This is a genomic window from Rummeliibacillus sp. JY-2-4R, assembly GCF_053847205.1.
In genome coordinates this window covers 1973870-1993274 of sequence record NZ_CM132623.1, presented here as the reverse complement: position 1 = coordinate 1993274, position 19405 = coordinate 1973870, and the positions used below count along the sequence as shown (strand labels likewise).

General features: G+C 35.7%; 19 protein-coding genes and 2 pseudogenes. 9 read left to right on the top strand and 12 right to left on the bottom strand.

Features of this window, described 5'->3' with window-relative positions; genetic code table 11:
- Positions 1 to 121 precede the first annotated feature (121 nt).
- The 3 genes and pseudogenes from ACWV26_RS09635 to ACWV26_RS09625 form a co-directional block, all read left to right on the top strand.
- Positions 122 to 196, top strand: a pseudogene (locus ACWV26_RS09635) (hypothetical protein); the annotation flags it as partial.
- A gap of 250 nt (positions 197 to 446) precedes the next feature.
- Positions 447 to 590 carry a tyrosine-type recombinase/integrase gene (locus ACWV26_RS09630; protein ID WP_455898123.1) on the top strand — a complete coding sequence of 48 codons (144 nt, stop codon included), beginning with the start codon at positions 447 to 449 and terminating at the stop codon, positions 588 to 590.
- Positions 591 to 1713: 1123 nt separating this feature from the next.
- On the top strand, positions 1714 to 2112 hold the full coding sequence (locus tag ACWV26_RS09625) for a DoxX family protein (RefSeq protein ID WP_455898122.1): 399 nt from the start codon (positions 1714 to 1716) through the stop codon (positions 2110 to 2112).
- A gap of 88 nt (positions 2113 to 2200) precedes the next feature.
- Here the strand turns inward: ACWV26_RS09625 and ACWV26_RS09620 are convergent, their stop codons facing one another.
- The 5 genes from ACWV26_RS09620 to ACWV26_RS09600 form a co-directional block, all read right to left on the bottom strand.
- The gene (locus tag ACWV26_RS09620; protein ID WP_455898121.1) at positions 2201 to 2908 is read right to left on the bottom strand and encodes a DNA alkylation repair protein; all 708 of its coding nucleotides are present in this window, start codon (positions 2906 to 2908) and stop codon (positions 2201 to 2203) included.
- 177 nt (positions 2909 to 3085) lie between these two features.
- Positions 3086 to 3394: an OB-fold domain-containing protein gene (locus ACWV26_RS09615; protein WP_455898120.1), complete on the bottom strand. Its 309-nt coding sequence runs from the start codon at positions 3392 to 3394 to the stop codon at positions 3086 to 3088.
- 44 nt (positions 3395 to 3438) lie between these two features.
- Entirely contained in the window at positions 3439 to 4176 is a 738-nt protein-coding gene (locus ACWV26_RS09610; RefSeq protein ID WP_455898119.1) for an SDR family NAD(P)-dependent oxidoreductase, read from the bottom strand.
- Between the two features lie 49 nt (positions 4177 to 4225).
- Entirely contained in the window at positions 4226 to 5539 is a 1314-nt protein-coding gene (locus tag ACWV26_RS09605) for an MFS transporter (protein ID WP_455898118.1), read from the bottom strand.
- Positions 5540 to 5556: 17 nt separating this feature from the next.
- The gene (locus ACWV26_RS09600; RefSeq protein WP_455898117.1) at positions 5557 to 7116 is read right to left on the bottom strand and encodes an AMP-binding protein; all 1560 of its coding nucleotides are present in this window, start codon (positions 7114 to 7116) and stop codon (positions 5557 to 5559) included.
- A gap of 160 nt (positions 7117 to 7276) precedes the next feature.
- Between ACWV26_RS09600 and ACWV26_RS09595 the strand changes: the two genes are divergently transcribed.
- Positions 7277 to 7885 carry a TetR/AcrR family transcriptional regulator gene (locus ACWV26_RS09595; RefSeq protein ID WP_455898116.1) on the top strand — a complete coding sequence of 203 codons (609 nt, stop codon included), beginning with the start codon at positions 7277 to 7279 and terminating at the stop codon, positions 7883 to 7885.
- 216 nt (positions 7886 to 8101) lie between these two features.
- A complete protein-coding gene (locus tag ACWV26_RS09590) occupies positions 8102 to 8698 on the top strand; it encodes a tetratricopeptide repeat protein (protein WP_455898115.1) in 597 nt (198 codons plus the stop codon).
- 209 nt (positions 8699 to 8907) lie between these two features.
- On the opposite strand, the gene ACWV26_RS09585 is transcribed toward ACWV26_RS09590, so the two are convergent.
- Positions 8908 to 9543: an FMN-dependent NADH-azoreductase gene (locus ACWV26_RS09585; protein ID WP_455898114.1), complete on the bottom strand. Its 636-nt coding sequence runs from the start codon at positions 9541 to 9543 to the stop codon at positions 8908 to 8910.
- Positions 9544 to 9830: 287 nt separating this feature from the next.
- On the opposite strand from ACWV26_RS09585, the gene ACWV26_RS09580 reads away from it, so the two are divergent.
- The 4 genes and pseudogenes from ACWV26_RS09580 to ACWV26_RS09565 all read left to right on the top strand — a co-directional run bounded on the left by ACWV26_RS09580 (position 9831) and on the right by ACWV26_RS09565 (position 13962).
- The gene (locus ACWV26_RS09580; RefSeq protein WP_455898113.1) at positions 9831 to 10976 is read left to right on the top strand and encodes an acyl-CoA dehydrogenase family protein; all 1146 of its coding nucleotides are present in this window, start codon (positions 9831 to 9833) and stop codon (positions 10974 to 10976) included.
- A complete protein-coding gene (locus ACWV26_RS09575) occupies positions 10973 to 12019 on the top strand; it encodes an acyl-CoA dehydrogenase family protein (RefSeq protein WP_455898112.1) in 1047 nt (348 codons plus the stop codon). The genes ACWV26_RS09580 and ACWV26_RS09575 overlap by 4 nt, the downstream gene beginning before the upstream one ends.
- 13 nt (positions 12020 to 12032) lie before the next feature.
- A complete protein-coding gene (locus ACWV26_RS09570; protein WP_455898111.1) occupies positions 12033 to 12839 on the top strand; it encodes an enoyl-CoA hydratase/isomerase family protein in 807 nt (268 codons plus the stop codon).
- Between the two features lie 550 nt (positions 12840 to 13389).
- Positions 13390 to 13962, top strand: a pseudogene (locus tag ACWV26_RS09565) (maltose acetyltransferase domain-containing protein).
- Positions 13963 to 14061: 99 nt separating this feature from the next.
- Here the strand turns inward: ACWV26_RS09565 and ACWV26_RS09560 are convergent.
- From ACWV26_RS09560 to ACWV26_RS09535, 6 genes are all read right to left on the bottom strand, one after another.
- Positions 14062 to 14280: a helix-turn-helix domain-containing protein gene (locus ACWV26_RS09560; RefSeq protein WP_455898110.1), complete on the bottom strand. Its 219-nt coding sequence runs from the start codon at positions 14278 to 14280 to the stop codon at positions 14062 to 14064.
- 10 nt (positions 14281 to 14290) lie between these two features.
- Positions 14291 to 14779 (bottom strand): DUF2975 domain-containing protein, encoded by a 489-nt coding sequence (locus ACWV26_RS09555; RefSeq protein ID WP_455898109.1) that lies wholly within the window; start codon positions 14777 to 14779, stop codon positions 14291 to 14293.
- Positions 14780 to 14995: 216 nt separating this feature from the next.
- The gene (locus tag ACWV26_RS09550; protein WP_455898108.1) at positions 14996 to 15742 is read right to left on the bottom strand and encodes an SDR family NAD(P)-dependent oxidoreductase; all 747 of its coding nucleotides are present in this window, start codon (positions 15740 to 15742) and stop codon (positions 14996 to 14998) included.
- A 5-nt stretch (positions 15743 to 15747) separates the two neighbouring features.
- Positions 15748 to 17367 (bottom strand): AMP-binding protein, encoded by a 1620-nt coding sequence (locus ACWV26_RS09545; RefSeq protein ID WP_455898107.1) that lies wholly within the window; start codon positions 17365 to 17367, stop codon positions 15748 to 15750.
- Positions 17368 to 17381: 14 nt separating this feature from the next.
- Positions 17382 to 18224, bottom strand: coding sequence for a 1,4-dihydroxy-2-naphthoyl-CoA synthase (menB, locus tag ACWV26_RS09540; protein WP_455898106.1), 843 nt, complete (start codon positions 18222 to 18224; stop codon positions 17382 to 17384).
- 15 nt (positions 18225 to 18239) lie between these two features.
- Complete coding sequence (locus tag ACWV26_RS09535; RefSeq protein WP_455898105.1) at positions 18240 to 19394, bottom strand: acyl-CoA dehydrogenase family protein; 1155 nt, start codon at positions 19392 to 19394, stop codon at positions 18240 to 18242.
- Positions 19395 to 19405: the final 11 nt, after the last annotated feature.

The following is a 19405-nucleotide window of genomic DNA, read 5'->3' as shown; positions in this document are numbered from 1 at the left end:
TATTGTTTAATATTTTTCTGGAGGTTTTATTCTTGCAACTACATGCTGCCATTGATGAATTTGTATTGTATATTGAAATTGAAAAAATCACTCGCTTAATACAGTCACCAGTTATAAATACGATTTGCATCTCTTTTTAACGTTTTTAACGAATCATGGCTGTTCAACTGTTTTAAATAATATTACCAAGACCTAAGTCGTCGATTCATTCAATATCAATTGGAATCATTAAAACAAATGCCTCGGTCCGTTAATCGAAAAATTTCATTTTTAAAATCATTCAGCAAGTATCGTCTAAAAGAACACTTTTTTACAGCATGATTTTATGCACGTATTAATTCACCAAAGACTGGTGGTAAACTCCCTGTAATATCTTTATGGATCTACTACAGTTATTTCGCTATCTAGAACACCCCCATTCACGTTTTGCTCAGCGGAATGAGGTAATGTTTAAACTATTAGCTATGACCGGTTTAAGACGTTCTGAACCCGTTTCATTAACATGGGAACAACTGGATTTTGTAAATGAAACAATTCGAATTGAAGGAAAAGGAAAAAAGAACGGATATTTCCTCTTCACCCGCACTTAATTCACTTAATTCCGCTTCTCAAATAGCTATAAAGCAAATTTGAGATCATATCAATTTTATCCATCTGAACTTGTTTTCTTGAATAAAAACCATAAAGCATTAGATCCTCGTGGTTTGCATGTCATTTTCAAAGATAAGTTGAAAAAAGCAGGCCTCCCCCCTCCCCGTTTTACACTGCATCACTTACGGAAACATTTCATAGAATCGTAGAAAAAACCCCAAGCGAATACAAATTAACGTATAGAATACGATAACTTTGTTTAAACTTGGGGTTTTCCCTTTTTGTTATTAAATTGGTAACCTTAACAAATATGGATTATTTGTCAATAAATCATTTACATTCAGGAAACAAATAGTTAAACATTAATATTCGCTTTTTATAAAATTAACGTTTATCTGGCCGATGAGAGAATCGCACTTTCACTGTATAAATACGAACATTTTAATCGTTTCTTAAAAAATAATTCGTTATTTTTTATAGAAGCCATCACAAATTTAATGAGTAGTGAACCTGTTATCGCATCATATCCAGTTGCAATACAATTATATTAGTTCAATCTCTGATTCTGCTGTCTGAATCCCTTTAGGTGTAAGTTCTTGAATCGGATTAAACTTCTCTAACCATTTGTATCAATCTTCCAATTTAAATACATAAACTGTTCTACCTGCCAACTCATCAAAATCCACTGGAACCTTTTGGCCAATTTACACCGATTGTATATCATCTGCTTTAACAAGCGTGTAAAGTTCCGGACCTTCATCAAGTATAACAAATGCTGAAATAAATGGCTTACGACCTTTAAAACGAGGGTCGGTGTATTAACGACGATCGAGAAGGTTTAGATCGTCCCTTTCCCTTCACTTTTGACAAAATTTAATGTACCAAAGTCATTCAAAGAACATTTATTTCTATGCTAAATTAACTTATCTTGTCTTTTTACCTTTTTGTTTATATTTGATATCTTTAAAAATTAAAGTCTAAGGAAAGACACTACAACCTTTCTTTCTCACTTCAGACTTATGCCCGATGGTATCCTACGTTTTTGCGCTATATAATTAGCTCAGTTTCAAGATACTTAAATTTGAAACAAAATAAATGTAAATACATTCGGAGGGATTTTTAATGGCAGCAATTGGCCTTTTAATTATAAGAGTGATTGTAGGTTTATATTATGCAATCCACGGTTCACAAAAAACGTTTGGCTGGTTTAATGGTGGTGGAATTGCAGGAACGGGTGCATTCTTTGAACAAATTGGTATTAAACCAGGTAAATTTATGGCACTATTAGCAGGTCTAGGAGAATTCGTTGGAGGTATTCTTTTCGTACTTGGATTCTTAACTCCACTAGCTTCTATTTTAATCATTATTCCTATGATTGTTGCAATGGTTACTGTCACTGGTAAAAATGGACTGTTCGCAGATAAAGGCGGAATCGAGTACAATTTAGTTTTAATCGCTATTGCACTAGGAATGGTATTCATGGGCGCAGGATCTATCTCACTTGATGCTCTAATCTTTTAATAAATTTATATAATAAAAAAGGATAGGTCGTTCCCTATCCTTTTTTATTTTGCATCGATTGTAGTTACCACCAATTCCGTTTAACTTATTAACATCTGACATATTTGCGTTTGAAACCAATTCTTCCTTTTTCGATTTGTTGTTGTATACTTTCGTAGGCGTTTAGGAAACTGCTTTTTTTATTGTTTCTTTTCATTTCAACGATTCCTACAGCTGCTGCGGTCTCAATCGCCTTTTCATGAAGTGGTATATAAGAAGTTCCTACTGTGTAAAGAAAATTATTCATGGCGGATTTTGTTCGTTCTGGCGATTCGTGAATGGTTTGTTTTACTTGATTAAGCATACTCGCTAACTTGCTCTCAGAAAATTCGTGGTCCTTACGGTTACCTAATAGCCAACAGTAGCAACTCCATCCAGCAGACATTCTCAACTCATCTCCGCTTCCAATCCATTTATCTGCAACTTCTTGTGCAATATCTGACTCAGCTAAAGTTACGGCTACCACAAAATCGGACAGCATATAAAAGTACGCTGTATCAATCCAACGATCAAAATCTGACTCTGTCATCACTTTTGGCTCTGCAATAATTCCTGCAAAGTACATGGCATCATAGTTTCCTGTTGCATAGAGTTCTTCGGCTAATTGTTGATTGTTCTTAATTTTCTTGGCGATTGGCTTCATCGCTCCCGTAGCCACGCCAAAAAGCGGCTCGTGCGCACCATTGGACATGTATATTTTTTTAGTACGTTCTTTCCCCAAGGCTTCAAGCTCCTGCATAACCATTTCAAAATTCAATATTTTGCACTTCCTTCAATTAGAATTTTTCTCAAAAAAATCTATATTTGTTTCTTAGCACTATTTTATCACGTAAGTGCTTATAAAACGGTAGTTATGATATTGTTGTTTATTTTCCTCATGAAAAAGGCATTGCATTATGATAAATACTTCACAATACAATACCTTAATATAAAACTATTTAAATACCCTTTGTTTTCTAAAATGATAAGTACCTTTTTCAAACTTCGTGAAGTAAACAGTGTCTCCTATCTTCACAGGTTCTTCCATACGTGCTGTTACCTTTATCGGAACATCTTTTAATTGAATGATCGCGATAGGATAGGGGCAATCTTTCGCAAATTCAGTCGGTGGAATATATTTTGTTGTTACTGAGTAAACAGTCCCTTTATCAGAAATTGTCTTTTTAATAACTTTTGGCTCTTCACGTCTAGGAATGAAGGGTTTTGATAAATAATTTTTCTCTCGATATTCATAGATAGTCATCTTATCATACCCTTTCTAATATGTTGAAACCTAATCCTCTTTATTTACATATAAGCCCCACCGTCGACAATAATCACTTGGCCTGTAATATAACTAGCTTCTTTTGAGACCAAATAACTTACAGCTGATGCAATTTCAGAAGGTTGCCCCATGCGATTAATAGATTGATGGCTTGTGTCGTACGGCACGCCTCTTGTAATACCCGTTTCAGTTGCACCGGGTGCGACTGAATTACAAGTAATGTTATATTGTCCAATTTCACGCGCAACCCATTTGGTAAGTGCAATGCTGCCACCTTTAGAAGCAGCATAGGCTGGACCAGATCTCCCTACCGTTTCATCACCTGATTTCGCCCCACCATTTAAACCGGATATGGAACTAATATTTACAATACGACCTGACTTTTGTTCTTTCATGTATGGATAAACCACTGCTTGCGTGAATAAAAAGGTTGCTAATAAGTTTGTATTAATATCCCGGTTCCAATCATCAATTGTCATCGTTTCTAAATTCAATCTACTAGCAGTTCCAGCGTTATTTACTAAAATGTCAATATGGCCAAAAGTTTCTGCTGTATTTTTGACTACATATTGGATAAACTCAGCTTCTCGAATATCCCCTAAATGTTCAACATGCCCATTACCTTGCATTTGATCCAATGTTTCTTGACAAGGATTTTTATCAACCAATACAACTTGAACATTCTTTTGATCTAATGCAATCGCAATGCCTTGGCCAATCCCGCTAGCTGCTCCAGTAACAATCGCTACTTGTTTTTTCATCGTTTCACCTCAAAATAAAGTAGAGGTTTTAGCCTCTACTTTATCATATTTATACAGAAACTTTTTCTGATGAATAGTTCTCCTCAGCTTCTGAATGATCTGCATATTGCGTAATTTTGCGAGTGTCTGGTGCAAAGATTGCTAAAATCAATGAAATCACAAGACCTGAAATCATAAAACCACCAAATATATAAGGTGCTGCGCCATATTTTGACGCTAATTCAGTCCAAAGCATAGGCCCAAATCCAACAATCGCAGCGGCTACTTGATAACCTAGTGATAGACCTGTGTAGCGAACATTTGCAGGGAATAATTCAGAGAATAACGTCCCTTGGGTTGAGAAAATAGCTCCCCAAATGACACCAAGTAAGAGAACCTGCATAATGTAAAACGCGGTTGTGCTTTGAGGAATCATCGTGAAATATGGGATTGCTAACAATAGCATTGCAACGATTCCACTGATATAAATGGTTTTACGTCCAATGTAATCAGATAAGTAACCGACTAACGGAATTGAAAGAATCATGGTTGCACAACTAATCATTAAAGCAAATAATGCTACATCTCTGCTATACCCTAAATGTGTTGTTGCGTAAACTAAGATAAATGACATTAAGAATACATTGAAAAAACCATCTCCAAGTTTTAAACCAATCAAACGAAGAATATCTTTTTTGTTGTATTTAAAGGCATCGATAATTGGTACCTTTGCCAGTTCGCCTTGTTCTTTTTTCTGCTTAAATTCAGGTGTTTCTTCAATTCCACTACGAATCCAAACGGCTAAAACAATCAGTACTGCACTAAATAGGAACGGAATACGCCATCCCCATGACATAAATTGTGCTTCTGTTGTCAACGAACTAATTAAAGTAAAACTAAATGTTCCAAGTACTAATCCGATAGGTACACCGAGTTGAGGAATCGAACCAAAGAACCCACGTATGCCTTTTTTTGCAGATTCAGTTGCTAGTAATACCGCTCCTCCCCATTCACCCCCAAGCGCAATCCCTTGAAGGAGTCGTAACAACACGAGTAAGCTAGGAGCAGCAACGCCGATTTGTGCGTATGTTGGAAGCAACCCAATAAGGAATGAACTTCCACCCATTCCGATAAGTGTTAGCATAAGTGAAGCCTTACGTCCTATGCGATCGCCCATGTGCCCAAAAATTATACTCCCTATTGGTCTAGCTGCATAACCAGCACCAAAAGTAGCAAATGCAATTAAAATCGAAATAGATGGATCTGATGAGGGAAAGAACAGAGTAGAAAAGATAAGTCCAGTTGCAGTACCATAAAGGTAAAAATCATACCATTCAATAATCGAACCAGCTACACTTGCTAACAATACCCTTGCATTTTTCAATAAAATCCCCTTCTTTCTTATATAGAAATTGAATTACGTAGAATGTGTTTTTGAATTTTACCAACAGGTGTTCGTGGAAAATCTTCTACGAATTCGATTAAATCCGGAACTTTAAACTTTGCTAATCTTGCTTTGCAATGATCAATTAACTCACTTTCAGTCACTATTGAATCTTTATTTAAAATGACATATGCTTTAATTGCTTCATCACGCATATCATCTGGAATCCCAATAACAGCAGCTTCATAAACAGCAGCATGTTCAACTAATGCACTTTCCACTTCATTTGCTGCAACATTTTCCCCTGAACGTTTAATCATATCTTTCTTACGATCGACGAAATAAAAGTAACCATCTTCTCCGATGCGAGCATTATCACCCGTTAATAAAAAGTCACCTTGGAAGGTTTGTTCTGTAGCCTCATCGTTTTTGAAGTAGCCTTTCATCAATGTTCTGCCACGAACCCCTTTTACAGCGATTTGGCCCACTTCACCTCTAGTTACTTCATAGCCATGATCATCCAGTAATTTAACTTCATAGCCAATACTTGGTCTCCCAATACTCATATTTTTTCTAATATCATTTATTGGATTTATTAATGGGACGCCAATGGTTTCTGTCATGCCATACATTTGTAATAATTTCAGATTAAATTTCTCTTCAAAAGAAGTGATTTGGTGTTCAGCAATGGATTGCGCAAACATAATTAATCGAATCGAATTAACTTGGTCAGCTGTGTCATATTCTTTTGCGAGAATCATTCGAATGGGTGCCGCAAATAATGAGCCAACTGTTCCACCTAAAGCTTTTGCTTGTTTAAAGTATCTTGAAGCACTAAATTTCTCTGTTAAAGCAATACTGGCTCCTACGACAAGCGCTGACATTGTAGTGTAATATTGTGCATTTCCATGGAAAAGCGGAAGAACAATAAATGGACGATCTTCTTCTGTTAAATTAATCGATTTCGATAATAATTCACCTGCATATATATAGTTCGCGTGCGTTACTTCTACACCCTTTGGTTTGGATGTTGTACCAGATGTATATAACATTGCTGCGACATCTTCTGAAGCAATTTCCGGTAAATTCTCAGTATTGTCTGAGGCATTTGCTAGTAAAACATCAAAATTTAAAACATTTTCAATGGACTTCATGTTTCTTGTAACAATTCTCATTTGAATTGTTGGGATTTCATCTCGGATTTGTTCAAATTTATCCAAATATTCAACCTCAGTCATAAGTACAACCGCTTCTGAGTGATTGATAATATACTTCATCTCATCTGCAGTAGATAAAATATTTGTTGGAACCATAATGGCACCAATATTGGCAAGAGCAAACCAAGTGGATAGAAACTCCATATTATTTGGCAAATGTAGGACAATATGATCTCGCTTTTGAATCCCTAAGTCTAGAAAAGCATTACTTAATTTATTAACTTCTTGTTGAAATTCGATGTAGCTTTTTTCAAATCTTTTTCCATCTGCATCCTCAAAACAAATAAATTTCTTTTCCCCATGTAGTTCAACCTTTGCTTTTAATAATGATCGAAGCGTATTCTCCCCAATGATATCCATTTTCCATACCCCCTTTGCTAAAGCGCTTACTTTTTTGTAGACTATAGTCTAAAAGATAATATAATTCTATTTTAATTTCAATATAAATTTCAGATTATTTTGTAAATTCTAAAAACTACAAAATACATTCTCTAACAATAAAACAAAAGTAGGTGTGAAAATGGAGAAGAAAACAAGAGAACAACAAGCTGAGGAAACAAAAGCGAGGATTTATCAAACAGCATTAAAATTGTTTGAAAAAAAGGGATTTAATAACGTAAGTGTCGATGAAATTGTTCGTATAAGTAAAAGTTCAAAAGGCGCATTTTATGGGCATTTTTCTTCTAAATACGACATTTTTTTAGAAAAATTCAAAGAAATCGATTCCTTCTATGAAGACTTTGTACAAACTTTACCATCCTATTTACCATTCGAAGAAAAAATTATGGCTCTCTTTGATGCCCAAATGACGTTTTTAAAACATGAACTTGGCGAAGATTTGATGAGAAGTGTTTATATGAATGGTTTGATAAAACATGAAGCAAACTATTTTGCAAATACAGAAAGAAGCTTATACAAAATTTTAAATTTGTTTCTAGAAGAAGCAGTTGAAAATGGAGAGCTTTCTTCTAAAATTGATGTAACTAAGTCGAGCATGTACATTTCAAGATGCATGAGAGGTACTCTCTACGATTGGCTTTCTTTCGGAGAACCTTTTCATCTAAATGATGAAGCGAGGGATTATATCACTATTTTTTTGAAAGGATTAGTCAAAACTAATGATGATTAAACGGAACAAACGTTCTTTCATTAAAAATCAAGCATCTTTAAAGAAACAACAATCGCCTATTTTTGATTTAAATTTGATAATTATTGATAAAAATATTATAAAATTATTAAAAACGCCCTTTTTAACATCAACGAACAAATGTTCTGTTCGTTGGATTCCCCCTATTCTTACAAAATCATATATAATAGGACTATCTACTTTGAAAGGTTGAGAATAATGTCAAATGTTGAAAAAATGGTTGAACATGCTATTGAATTAAGAAATTCAGGTCAATACGACCAATCTCTAAATATGTTTACAGCTGCAATCAAAGAGGAACCCTCAAACAGTAATCTTTTTAGAGGCGTTGGAAAAGTTGCGTATCTAATGGGAGAACAAAAGCTTGCTGTTTCTGCATACTTATCTGCTTTACATATTGAAATTGCGAAGTTAGAACATTTTGGGTTAAATGATGAAACTCAAAAAATGTACGATCAACTACCAGAAGTTTTAACAAAAGACTTACCAGTGAAGGGCGCATTTATCATTTACTATGACACAAATACATTAAGACATTTAGCACATGCGATTGCTGATTTTGATGAAGACGCTCTAAGTAAAGAACCAGAACTAATCGCATACAAAGAAATCTATACTGCTCATTTAAAAGGTGATCAAGATTTTGAAGAAATTCTCAAAATCTATAACCGTACTGAGAGTGATTATACACAACAAGAATCTACTTTCTATATCCAAATTGGCAAAGAGCTTTCACTAGCTTGGATTAAATGGGATCAACTAGAAAATCTAAATGTTGGACAACTGTATTTTTAACTAGTGGTGACAATCCAAAATACAAAATAAAAATAAGAGGTATAGCGCTTTTTTACAGGCTATACCTCTTTTAATATACATTTAAATAAGTACGATAGAAAATGGATTTAGCGTGCAAGTATCCTGAAGCTCATGGTGAGTTTTAAAGGATAGTGCTCAATTGATGAAAAGGATAGTTAAGCATTATTAGGTCAGTTACACACGATTAATTAAAAAGTATGTGCTAAGTCCTTTGCGCGCGCAATTCCTTTTTCTTTAATTTCTTGAGCTTTGTCAGGCATCTGAGCTTGTCCCTCAATAAATAATCCTTCAAAAGAAGGGATGCCAAAGAAATTCATGATGGCGCTTAAATGGCGATGCCCCATCTCTAAATCAGCAGCGGGGCCTTCAGAATAAATACCTCCACGAGCTTGGATATGAAGGGCTTTCTTATTTGTTAATAGTCCTACTGAACCTTGAGCAGTATATTTAAATGTTTTACCCGCAACAGCAATGGAATCAATATATGATTTCATTACTGGAGGAAATGAGAAATTCCACATAGGTGTGACAAATACAAATTTATCTCCTGATACAAACTGATCACTCAGCTCATTAAGACGTCCCACTTTTGCTTTTTCTTCTGCTGAAAGCTCTTCAAATGCTTTACCAGATTGAAGTTTTCCCCATCCACTAAAAACATCTCTATCAATATGCGGGATATTTTCTTGATATAAATCAATATGCACGATTTCATCATTTGGATTTACTTCTTTGTAAGTTTCAATGAATGCTTTTCCAGCTGCCATACTAAAAGACTGTGTTTCATCATTGGGGTTAGCTGTAATATATAATACTTTTGCCACGATATTATACCACCTTATTGTGCTAAAATTTTTACTTTGTTAATATGTCAACATATCCTAAATCTATTCATTGATTATTTAAAAATAGTTTTATATGACTAGATCGCTGATAGCAAATCCTTACTCCTTTAGTTTACATAATAATATTATTTAAAAATATTTGTTCTTTATCCTATTATTTAGTCACAAAAAACGAGGAGATTCCCTTATTAAAGCCGAATATATCATTAAATCTATCATGTTATATTTTCAAAATTCATACATTGTAAACAAAAGGAGGCAATTATATGAAATTACCAACGGTTCATTTTACAGAAGAACAGCATCAATTTCGACTAACTGTCAGATCTTTTTTACAAAAGGAATTGGAAAAAGGAACATTTCAAACAAAATGTGATTCATGGTTAAGTGGTGTTGATCCAGAATTTTCAAAGCTTATTGGCGAACAAGGGTGGATTGGTTTAACTTGGCCGGAAAAATATGGAGGTGCTGAGCGTAGCGCCATCGATCGCTATATTTTAACCGAAGAATTTTTAGCAGCGGGTGCTCCTGTTGCGGCACATTGGATTGCGGATCGTCAATCAGGTCCACTGTTACTTCGTTTTGGCACCGAAGAGCAACGCGAATATTTTTTGCCAAAAATTATTAAAGGTGAATGCTATTTCGCGATTGGTTTAAGTGAACCGAATAGTGGTTCAGATTTAGCCTCTGTTAGTACACATGCGAAAAAGGTAGATGGTGGATGGATTGTCAATGGTTCGAAAACGTGGACAAGTAATGCGCATGATGCACATTATATGATTACTCTGATTCGTACAGAGCCTTTTGATGGTGTGAATAAGCACAAAGGATTAAGTCAATTAATCATTGATTTACATGCTGAAGGTGTAACGGTTACACCAATCAAGTATTTGACAGGAAAACGCCATTTTAACGAAGTGTTTTTCGATAATGTATTTGTTCCTGATAATCGTTTAGTTGGTGAAGAAGGACAAGGTTGGAAGCAAGGGTTAGCTGAACTAGCCTATGAAAGAAGCGGCCCTGAAAGAATTTTGAGCACACTCCCCCTATTAACGGAGCTAATAGAAGAACTTAAAAAGCAACAAAATCTAATTGGTTTACAAGAAGCATCTAAATTAGTCTCACAATTATGGAGTTTACGTAATATGTCAATTGGCGTTGCAAAAGTATTGGAAGAAGGCGGCGAAGTAGCAATTCCTGCAGCACTTGTGAAAAGTATCGGTACGAAATTTGAACAAAGCATTCCTGAAATTGCACGCTTACTTATCGATACCTATCCGAAGCTTGATGCTGAAAGAAAATTGGATCGCTTACTTGCCGAATCGATTTTACATTCCCCAGGATTTACAATTCGTGGAGGGACATCAGAAATTCTATATGGCATTGTTGCGAAGGGGGTTGTTGCACAATGAGTGAAATGAAAGAAATGATTGTTGAAGTAGTTGAAAAAATCTTCAAAAAACAAATTTCAAAAGAAGTTGTCGATTTGCTTGAAGAAGGAAAATGGGCAGAAGATGTTTGGAGTATCTTAGAAGAAAATGGTTTACTTCATGTGACGAGCTCAGAATTAGCTGGAGGAGCAGGTGGCGATATAGATGATTTACTGAGCATTTACCCACTAGTTGGCAAATATGCCGCTCCACTACCTTTTGTAGAAGCAACAATGGCAAACTATATTTTAGAACAAGTTGGATTATCAATTTCTCACAACAAAGTAACATACAGTATTGAAAAACAAGAAGTCACTCAAAGCGGAACTACCATTAGCGGGACGCTTACCAATATCCCATGGGCTCGACATGTCGATGAATTAGTATTATTCGCTCATAATCAGCTCATTCACATATCACTTAGAGAAGCAGAAATTACTCCACAAACTAATTTAGCAGCAGAGCCAAGAGATACGGTCGTACTTGATAATGCGAAAATTATTCAGGCTACTGCGTTGACAATAGATCAGCTAAGTAAATTGATTGTGCTCGATACAGCTGCCAAAAACGCCTTAATAGCTGGAGCAATCGAAAAAGCAAATGATTTAACAGTGAAGTACACAAAAGAACGTGAACAATTTGGTCGTCCAATTCATCGTTTCCAATTAGTACAGCAACATATTGCAATCCTTGCTGGTGAAGCTGTCATTACAACAACAGCAATTGAAAATATGATCGCACAATTGATGGCAAATGACGGTTATAGTGAAGTAGGATATACACGAATTCGAATTGACGAAGCGGCTAAGAGTGTGGCTGCTTCTGCACATCAAGTTCACGCGGCAATTGGTGTTACACACGAACACAGCCTCCATCAATACACGCGTCGATTATGGGCATGGCGAGATGAAGGTAACTCAGTGAATTATTGGAAAAAGGAAATTGCAAATCAACTTCTAAAAACGGAATCGACGGATATCTGGACTTATTTAACGAATTCGCAGAATGTATATCAAACTTTTTAAGGAGGCAATTAACGTGGCAGATTTATTATTTGAATCAAATGGACCGATTGCAACTATTACCTTAAACCGTCCAAAAAGTATGAATGCTTTTAGTGAAGAAATGATCCAAGAATGGATTCATGCACTAGAAACTGTCAGAGATTCTGATTCGATTCGTGTGCTGATTGTTAAAGGAAATGGAAAATGCTTCTGTGCTGGTGGCGATATTAAAGCAATGGGTGCTGGAAGAGGTTTTTTTGAAAGCGATGAAGATGTGACTTCCACTGCCCTAGCCAGAAAAAATTCACTTTGGAAAAGAGTTCAACGTATTCCGTTATTACTGGAGGAAATTGATAAACCAGTTATTGCACAAGTTCACGGATTTGCTTTCGGCGCTGGTCTTGATATGGCTTTAATGTGTGATATCCGCATTGTAGCGGAATCAACAAAACTCTCAGAAAGCTATGTCAATGTAGGTATAGTCCCAGGTGATGGTGGTGCCTATTACTTACCAAAACTTGTTGGAATAGATCAAGCACTAGATATGCTTTGGACAGGACGTGTATTAACTGCAGTGGAGGCAAAAGAAAAAGGACTCGTGACGTTTGTAGTCCCTGATCACGAACTTGAAGAGCATACGTTAGCCTACGCAGAAAAATTAGCAAGTGGACCGGCTGCAACAATTCAATTTATGAAACGTGCAGTCTATCAAAGTCAGTCTATGAATTTAAGATCGTCACTTGATTATATATCTTCTGCTATGGGTATTATAACTGAATTACCAGATTACCACGAAGGAGTTACATCAGTTATTGAAAAACGACGTCCTAGTTTTAAATAATCGTTGAATTTTGTTGATTTTATGAAAGGTAAAAAGCGTATGTGGAAAATACCACATACGCTTTTTCACAATGAAAAGTCACAAGTTAACTAACATCGAATACAAGAATAAAATTACGAGTATTACAATTGCTAAGTACTTACAAATTTTATTTAGCTCTGGATTACCAAAAGTTTTAAGGAATAAGAAGAAAAAGCCTGCAACCCATATCGCATCTTTAAAAAATGTCATAAATAAATTTCGAAGTAAAAAGATATAATGGTCCATTTCCCCACCCCCTATTGCGTAATCTATTTTGCTATTTTCCACTAATGTGAATCAGATTGTGTAAGTAAATATAGTGAAAATCGGGATATTTAACATTCCAATCTGAAAAACAAGCGTAAATCATGATTAGAACTATTCATATGGATTGTCAGATTTATGTATATGTTATGCTTAATAACTGAAAAGGCTTGTGTTATGTACCAATAATTTATCAAAAATGGATACAGATTATTAAGGAGTGACATGATTATAATTTAATCGGATAGATTAAATAGAAAAAGCAATGATGTTTAATGGTGAATGCTCTAATGCAGCAGACCCCGAATTACATAGTGAAAGATTGAATGCTAGACGGTTAACTAAATTATTTAATGATTCACTCGAAAATCATAAAAAACGTACGAAAATTTTAAAGGAACTTTTTGGTCCCGCTGGAGAATATTAAATGTTGAACCGATTTTTGCTGTGATTACGGCAACAATAACCATGTAGGAGAATTTCTACTAATTTGATTGTGTATTTTTTTATGATTTGAATAGGTAATAACTGCTTTATTGCACCAGGATTTCACATTTATACTGCGACTCATCCATTGAAATCTAAAGAAAGAATCCTGGCGCCGAATTCCCGTAAACATTGGTAATACCGTGTGGATTAGCGGAAGAGCAATGATTTTACTTTGAGTTCATATAGGAAATAATGTAGTTTTTGCGGTTGGAGCGGTTGTAACAAAAGATATACCGACCATGAAGTGGTTGGTGGAAATCCTGCAAAAATAATTAAACAAATTGAAAAACAGTTTATGCTCCCTTTTGATATGCAAATATTTAAAATCACATCCCATTTTTGTCACTAATATAATGCAATTCTATTAAACGTAGAGAAAGAATAGCTTTATCACTATCCTTTCATAGTGGGTTGAAGATTGGGTTGAAGAAAGTCATAGTGTCTGTTTTTATTTAGTGTCTTCATCACATTTGTACTCCAAAATATCACCCGGCTGACAATCCAAAGCCTTACATATCGCTTCTAATGTTGAAAAACGAACTGCTTTTGCTTTTCCATTTTTTAAAATTGAAAGATTCGCCATAGTAATTCCAACGCTCTCCGAAAGTTCTGTTACGCTCATTTTCCTTTTTGCCAACATCACATCCACATTGACGATAATTGCCATGATATTCACCTCAGATTGTTAAATCATTTTCTGATTTTATATTTATAGCTTCTTGTAAAAGTCTTTGCAGAACAGCAGCAAAAACGGCAATCACCATAGAAGTGAAAATAATGAACAATCCCATTGGCATGAAACTTGGCGGGTCAACTTTTTCCGCCATAAGATAGTAAAGTGGCATACCTAGCAGGTACAGGATACTGATCGTAATGGCACAGTATTTTATATTCTTTAGAGCCTTTACCGATAATTCCGAGAACGCTTGGTTCTTATCAATATAGCTTAAAAGTTTACAAACCTGATACAGAGCCAAGTAAAAAGGGATCGCTGCTGCGTACATATCGATTAAAACAAGAGATTTCATATAAGCGATATCTGGATACATTTCACCAGCAAAATCTCCAATCTTAGGCACCAAAAAAATGCACAATGCAAGCACTGCAATTCCAGCCAGAAAAATAATTACCTTTAAGAAAGTGGTTGAATCTCGTTTAACATTCATTTAAAACACCTCACTTATATTTAATGACAACATGATTTTATCATCTTATTTATTGTTTTACAATAAACTTATGTTGTTTTTTATTATGTTATTGTTGTTATTCGAAATTCCTACAAAAATAAAAAAGCATTTCTCTTTACAAAGAAATGCTCTTACTTTGAATTAAACCATTTTAGGCTATGTTTCACTTTTATCCTATACTTTACCGCTAGTTGATTACACCATTGCCAATCCACCATTTACAGATAATGTTTGGCCTGTGATATATTCTGCTTCATCTGAAGATAGAAATGCAACAGCATTTGCAATATCTGATGGTTTTGCTAATCGTCTAAATGGAATAGCTTTAACAAGCGCTGATGCAATTCCTTCGTTATATTCGCCTATTTCTTTAAATAACGGTGTATCTGCTGGTCCTGGCGCAATACTGTTGACGTTAATTTTATGTCTAGCCATTTCTCTTGCAAGTGTTTTTGTAAAGGCAATGACACCGCCTTTAGCAGCAGAATAAACCGCCTCACCACTTGAACCAACACGGCCAGAATCAGACGCAATATTAATCACTTTTCCATATCCATTTTCAATCATATGAGGTAGGATGGTTTTACAAGTATGAATTTGTCCCATTAAATTAATATTTAAGATCAGTTCCCAAGTGGAAGGTTCACTTTTCAAAAATGGTTCAATCTTATCCCAACCTGCGTTATTGACTAAAATATCAATTTTGCCATTTTTTAAGACCGCTAATTGTACGGCTTCTTGTACACTTTCTAATTTTGTCACATCGCAGTAGATTGCTATTGCTTCGCCACCAGCATCTTCAATCATTGCTACCGTTACATGCGCATTATCTACATTCACATCTGTTACAATAATTTGATGTCCTTTTTGTGACAACTTTAAAGCAATTTCTCGACCAATCCCACGTCCAGCCCCTGTTACAAATGCTACTTTTTTTGTCATTTGAATCAACCTCCAACGATTTCTCTTAATTTAAATTTTTGTATTTTACCACTCGGAGTTCGAGGGAATTCTTCAAAAAGTTCTAACCGTTCTGGCCAATATTGTTTTGCTACACCTTTTTCCTCTAAGAACTGTTGCATACCTTCAAATGTAAATGCTGCTGCCCCAGGCTTTAGACAAATACATGCACAAGCTCTTTCTTGTAACCGTGAATCTGGAATAGCTACAATTTGTGCAGCAAAAATATCAGGGTGTTCGTATAGGACATTTTCAATATAAGCGACAGGTATGTTTTCCCCGCCACGAACAATAATGTCTTTGTTTCTTCCTGTGATTCGGATATACCCATCCTCATCCTTTATCGCGCGATCCCCAGTAATAAACCATTCTTCCTGGTATTCTGAATAGGTGACTTCAATTTGCTTATAATAGCCAACAAACAATGCTGGACCTTTACATAACAGATTTCCTTCTACATTAGGGGGCACTTCATTGAATTCAGAATCGACAACTTTTACTTCCATATGTGGGAATGGAACTCCATCAGTTCCTGTTAGTTTTTCTTCTGAATCCTGTAATTTGGTTAGTGTAACCAATCCATTTTCCGTTTGACCCCAACCTGCTAGAATGTTGAATTGGATGACTTTTGCCGCTTCTTTTACCAGAACCCGTGGTATTGGTGCACCTAATGCAACAAATGCCCGAAATGTTTCAATATTATATTTGCTAAGATCTGGAGATTGAACGGTATCTTGTAAAAATGGCGTAGCACCTGCTGTATAGGTGATTTTCTCTTTCTCAATTAGTTGTAAAAATTCTTCTACATTCCAAACATCTTGATAAACCGCAGTTCCTCCATGATGCGTTGGAAGACGAACGCCATAACCAAAGCCAGTTTGATGGGCAAAAGTAGATGCCATGAACATTACATCTTCACTAGTAAGTTGTAATCTATCAACCCAGTAGTCCGTTGAAATACATAAGGTGTTATGTGTATGCATCACACCTTTTGGTTTACCGGTAGTTCCTGAAGTAAAAATGATTTCCGTCACATCATTTGGATGTAAGGGTATTTCATCAAGTAATGCTATATCTCTGATTTCTTCCCACGGTATGTCAAATAAATCTCGAATAGATTGCATTGTTTCTGGAACATTCTCACCTATAACTAAAACATGCTCTAACAACGGCCACTCTGAACGTAATTCAGAAATCATTTTTGTATAATCGAAGTTGCGGAACTCATCAGGAATAATGATCATCTTGGATTCTACTACCCCAACCATATATGAAATTTCACGTTCTCGATAAATAGGAATAAGAGGGTTTGTAATAGCTCCTATTCTTGTAATCGCATAATGTAGAATGATAAATTCATTCCAGTTTGGTAACTGAAGGGAAACAACATCGCCTTTTTGAATTCCAAGTTCTACTAAACCAAGTGCCACACGATCGACCATTTTGCCAAGTTCAGCATACGTATATCGACTCTTCTTATCGATAATTGCTAACTTGTTTGGGTATTTTTTAATCGAATCGTTTAAATAATCTAAAATCGTTTTTTGTGGCCAAACATGTTGATACTTTTCAATCAGTGCATCATTTAATGTTGTATGGAATTTCATCTTTTCCCCTCCGATTATATGCGGAATTTTTTGAAATTGACTTCCCGCTTTTCAAGAAATGCAACTTTTCCTTCATTTGATTCTTCCGTATTATAAAACATGGCTAGACTTCCCATTGCTAGCTGCGAAATGCCTTGAATACTAGCACTATCCGCATTAAATGAATATTTTAGCATTTTAATAGCAGTTGGACTCTTTTCTAAAATCTTATTTGCCCAATCTTCTGCTGCTTGTTGCAATTCACTTGCTGGTACCACTTTATTTACAAGGCCCATCTCTTTACATTCTTGGGCAGTATATTGTTCACATAGATACCAAATTTCTCGCGCTTTCTTTTCTCCCACAATGCGAGCTAAATAAGCAGAACCAAACCCTGCGTCAAAGCTTCCAACTTTGGGTCCGCTTTGACCAAATTTTGCAGTATCAGCAGCTATTGTTAAATCACAAATGACGTGTAAGACATGTCCACCACCAATAGCAAATCCATTGACCGCAGCGATAACCGGCTTTGGAATATTACGTATTGTCTGATGGAGTGTTTCAATTTCTAATCCAATGCCTCCGCCTAATCCTCCGTTATAATTGTATCCACCGACTTCACCTTTTTCCTTTTGATCGCCACCCACACAAAAGGCTTTTTCTCCAGCTCCTGTTAAAATAACTGCTCCAATTCGGTTATCATCCCAAGCATCGCGAAGTGCAAGAATTAGTTCTTTCACAGTTTGCGAACGAAATGCATTGTAAACTTGTGGTCGATTAATTGTGATTTTAGCGATTCCATTTTTCTTTTCGTAAATGATATCTTCTAATCCAGTTGATCCTTCGTTATTTAACACGTTTTCTTTTGGTTGGCTCATGTTTATTCCTCCTTATTAATTACAACGATATTCTTTACCAAATAAATCTTTTGCAATGACCATTTGATTTGCTTGTGCTGTACCATCACCAATTTCTAAACCAATTACATCACGCAAGCGTTGTTCTAGAGGCATTTCTTTTGTATAAGCGTAATGTCCATTGAGTAAAAGACATTCATGGATAGCATCAACACTATATTTTGGTCCCAACCATTTCACAGTTGATGAAACTTGTGAATGGTTTAAACCTTGATCACGAAGCCATAAACCACGATAAGCTTGCCATTTAATGAGTTCCAATTGTGTATGATGAGTCACAATTGGAAATGCAACACCTTGTTTTGTTGCAAGTGGTTTACCAAAAGAATGACGCATTTTGACATGTTCAATTGTTTCATCGATACTTTGCATGGCAGCACCTACACACTGTAATCCAATTAGTAATCGGCTTAAATCAAAGCCATTCATCACTTGTGTGAAGCCCTTATTTTCATCACCAAGCAGGTGAGTTGCCGGTATTTTTACATCATGCATATAAATCGAACCTCGTCCAATTGGGATATTTCCCATATCTTCGTATCCTTTGGTTGATAAACCTTCTACATTTGAAGGAACAAGAAATGCACTAATACCGCGATTTCCAAGAACAGGATCTGTTTTAGCGAAAATCAAAAAAGCATCACCACATGTTGCCACACTGATTCCTGATTTTTCGCCATTTAGAATATAGGTATCACCGTGTCTAACGGCAGTTGATTTAATTCCACCAGCATCTGTACCCGCTGCAGGTTCTGTGATAGCAATGCCAACGATTTTATCTCCGCTTGCAATTTGTGGTAACCATTCTTGCTTGATCTCTGAGTTCGCATGTTGTGAAATGATTTCCCCTACCAGACCATTTAACATCACGGCATAAGTTAAATTAAAATCGCCTCGACCGATTTCTTCAGCGGCAATCCCAGTTGTAACGCAATCTGCACCACTGCCACCATATTCTTCAGGTATCCGTAAACCATTTACTCCTAAATCCCCAAGCTTTTTCCAAAGATGCCGCGGTGTTGTTTTTTCTTTATCCCATTTTGTATAGTTTGGAAGTAATTCTTCTTTTGCAAATTCAGAAAGCATTTTCCGAAACTGTTCTTGTTCATCTGTAAATGCAAAATTGATCATTTCATTTCCCC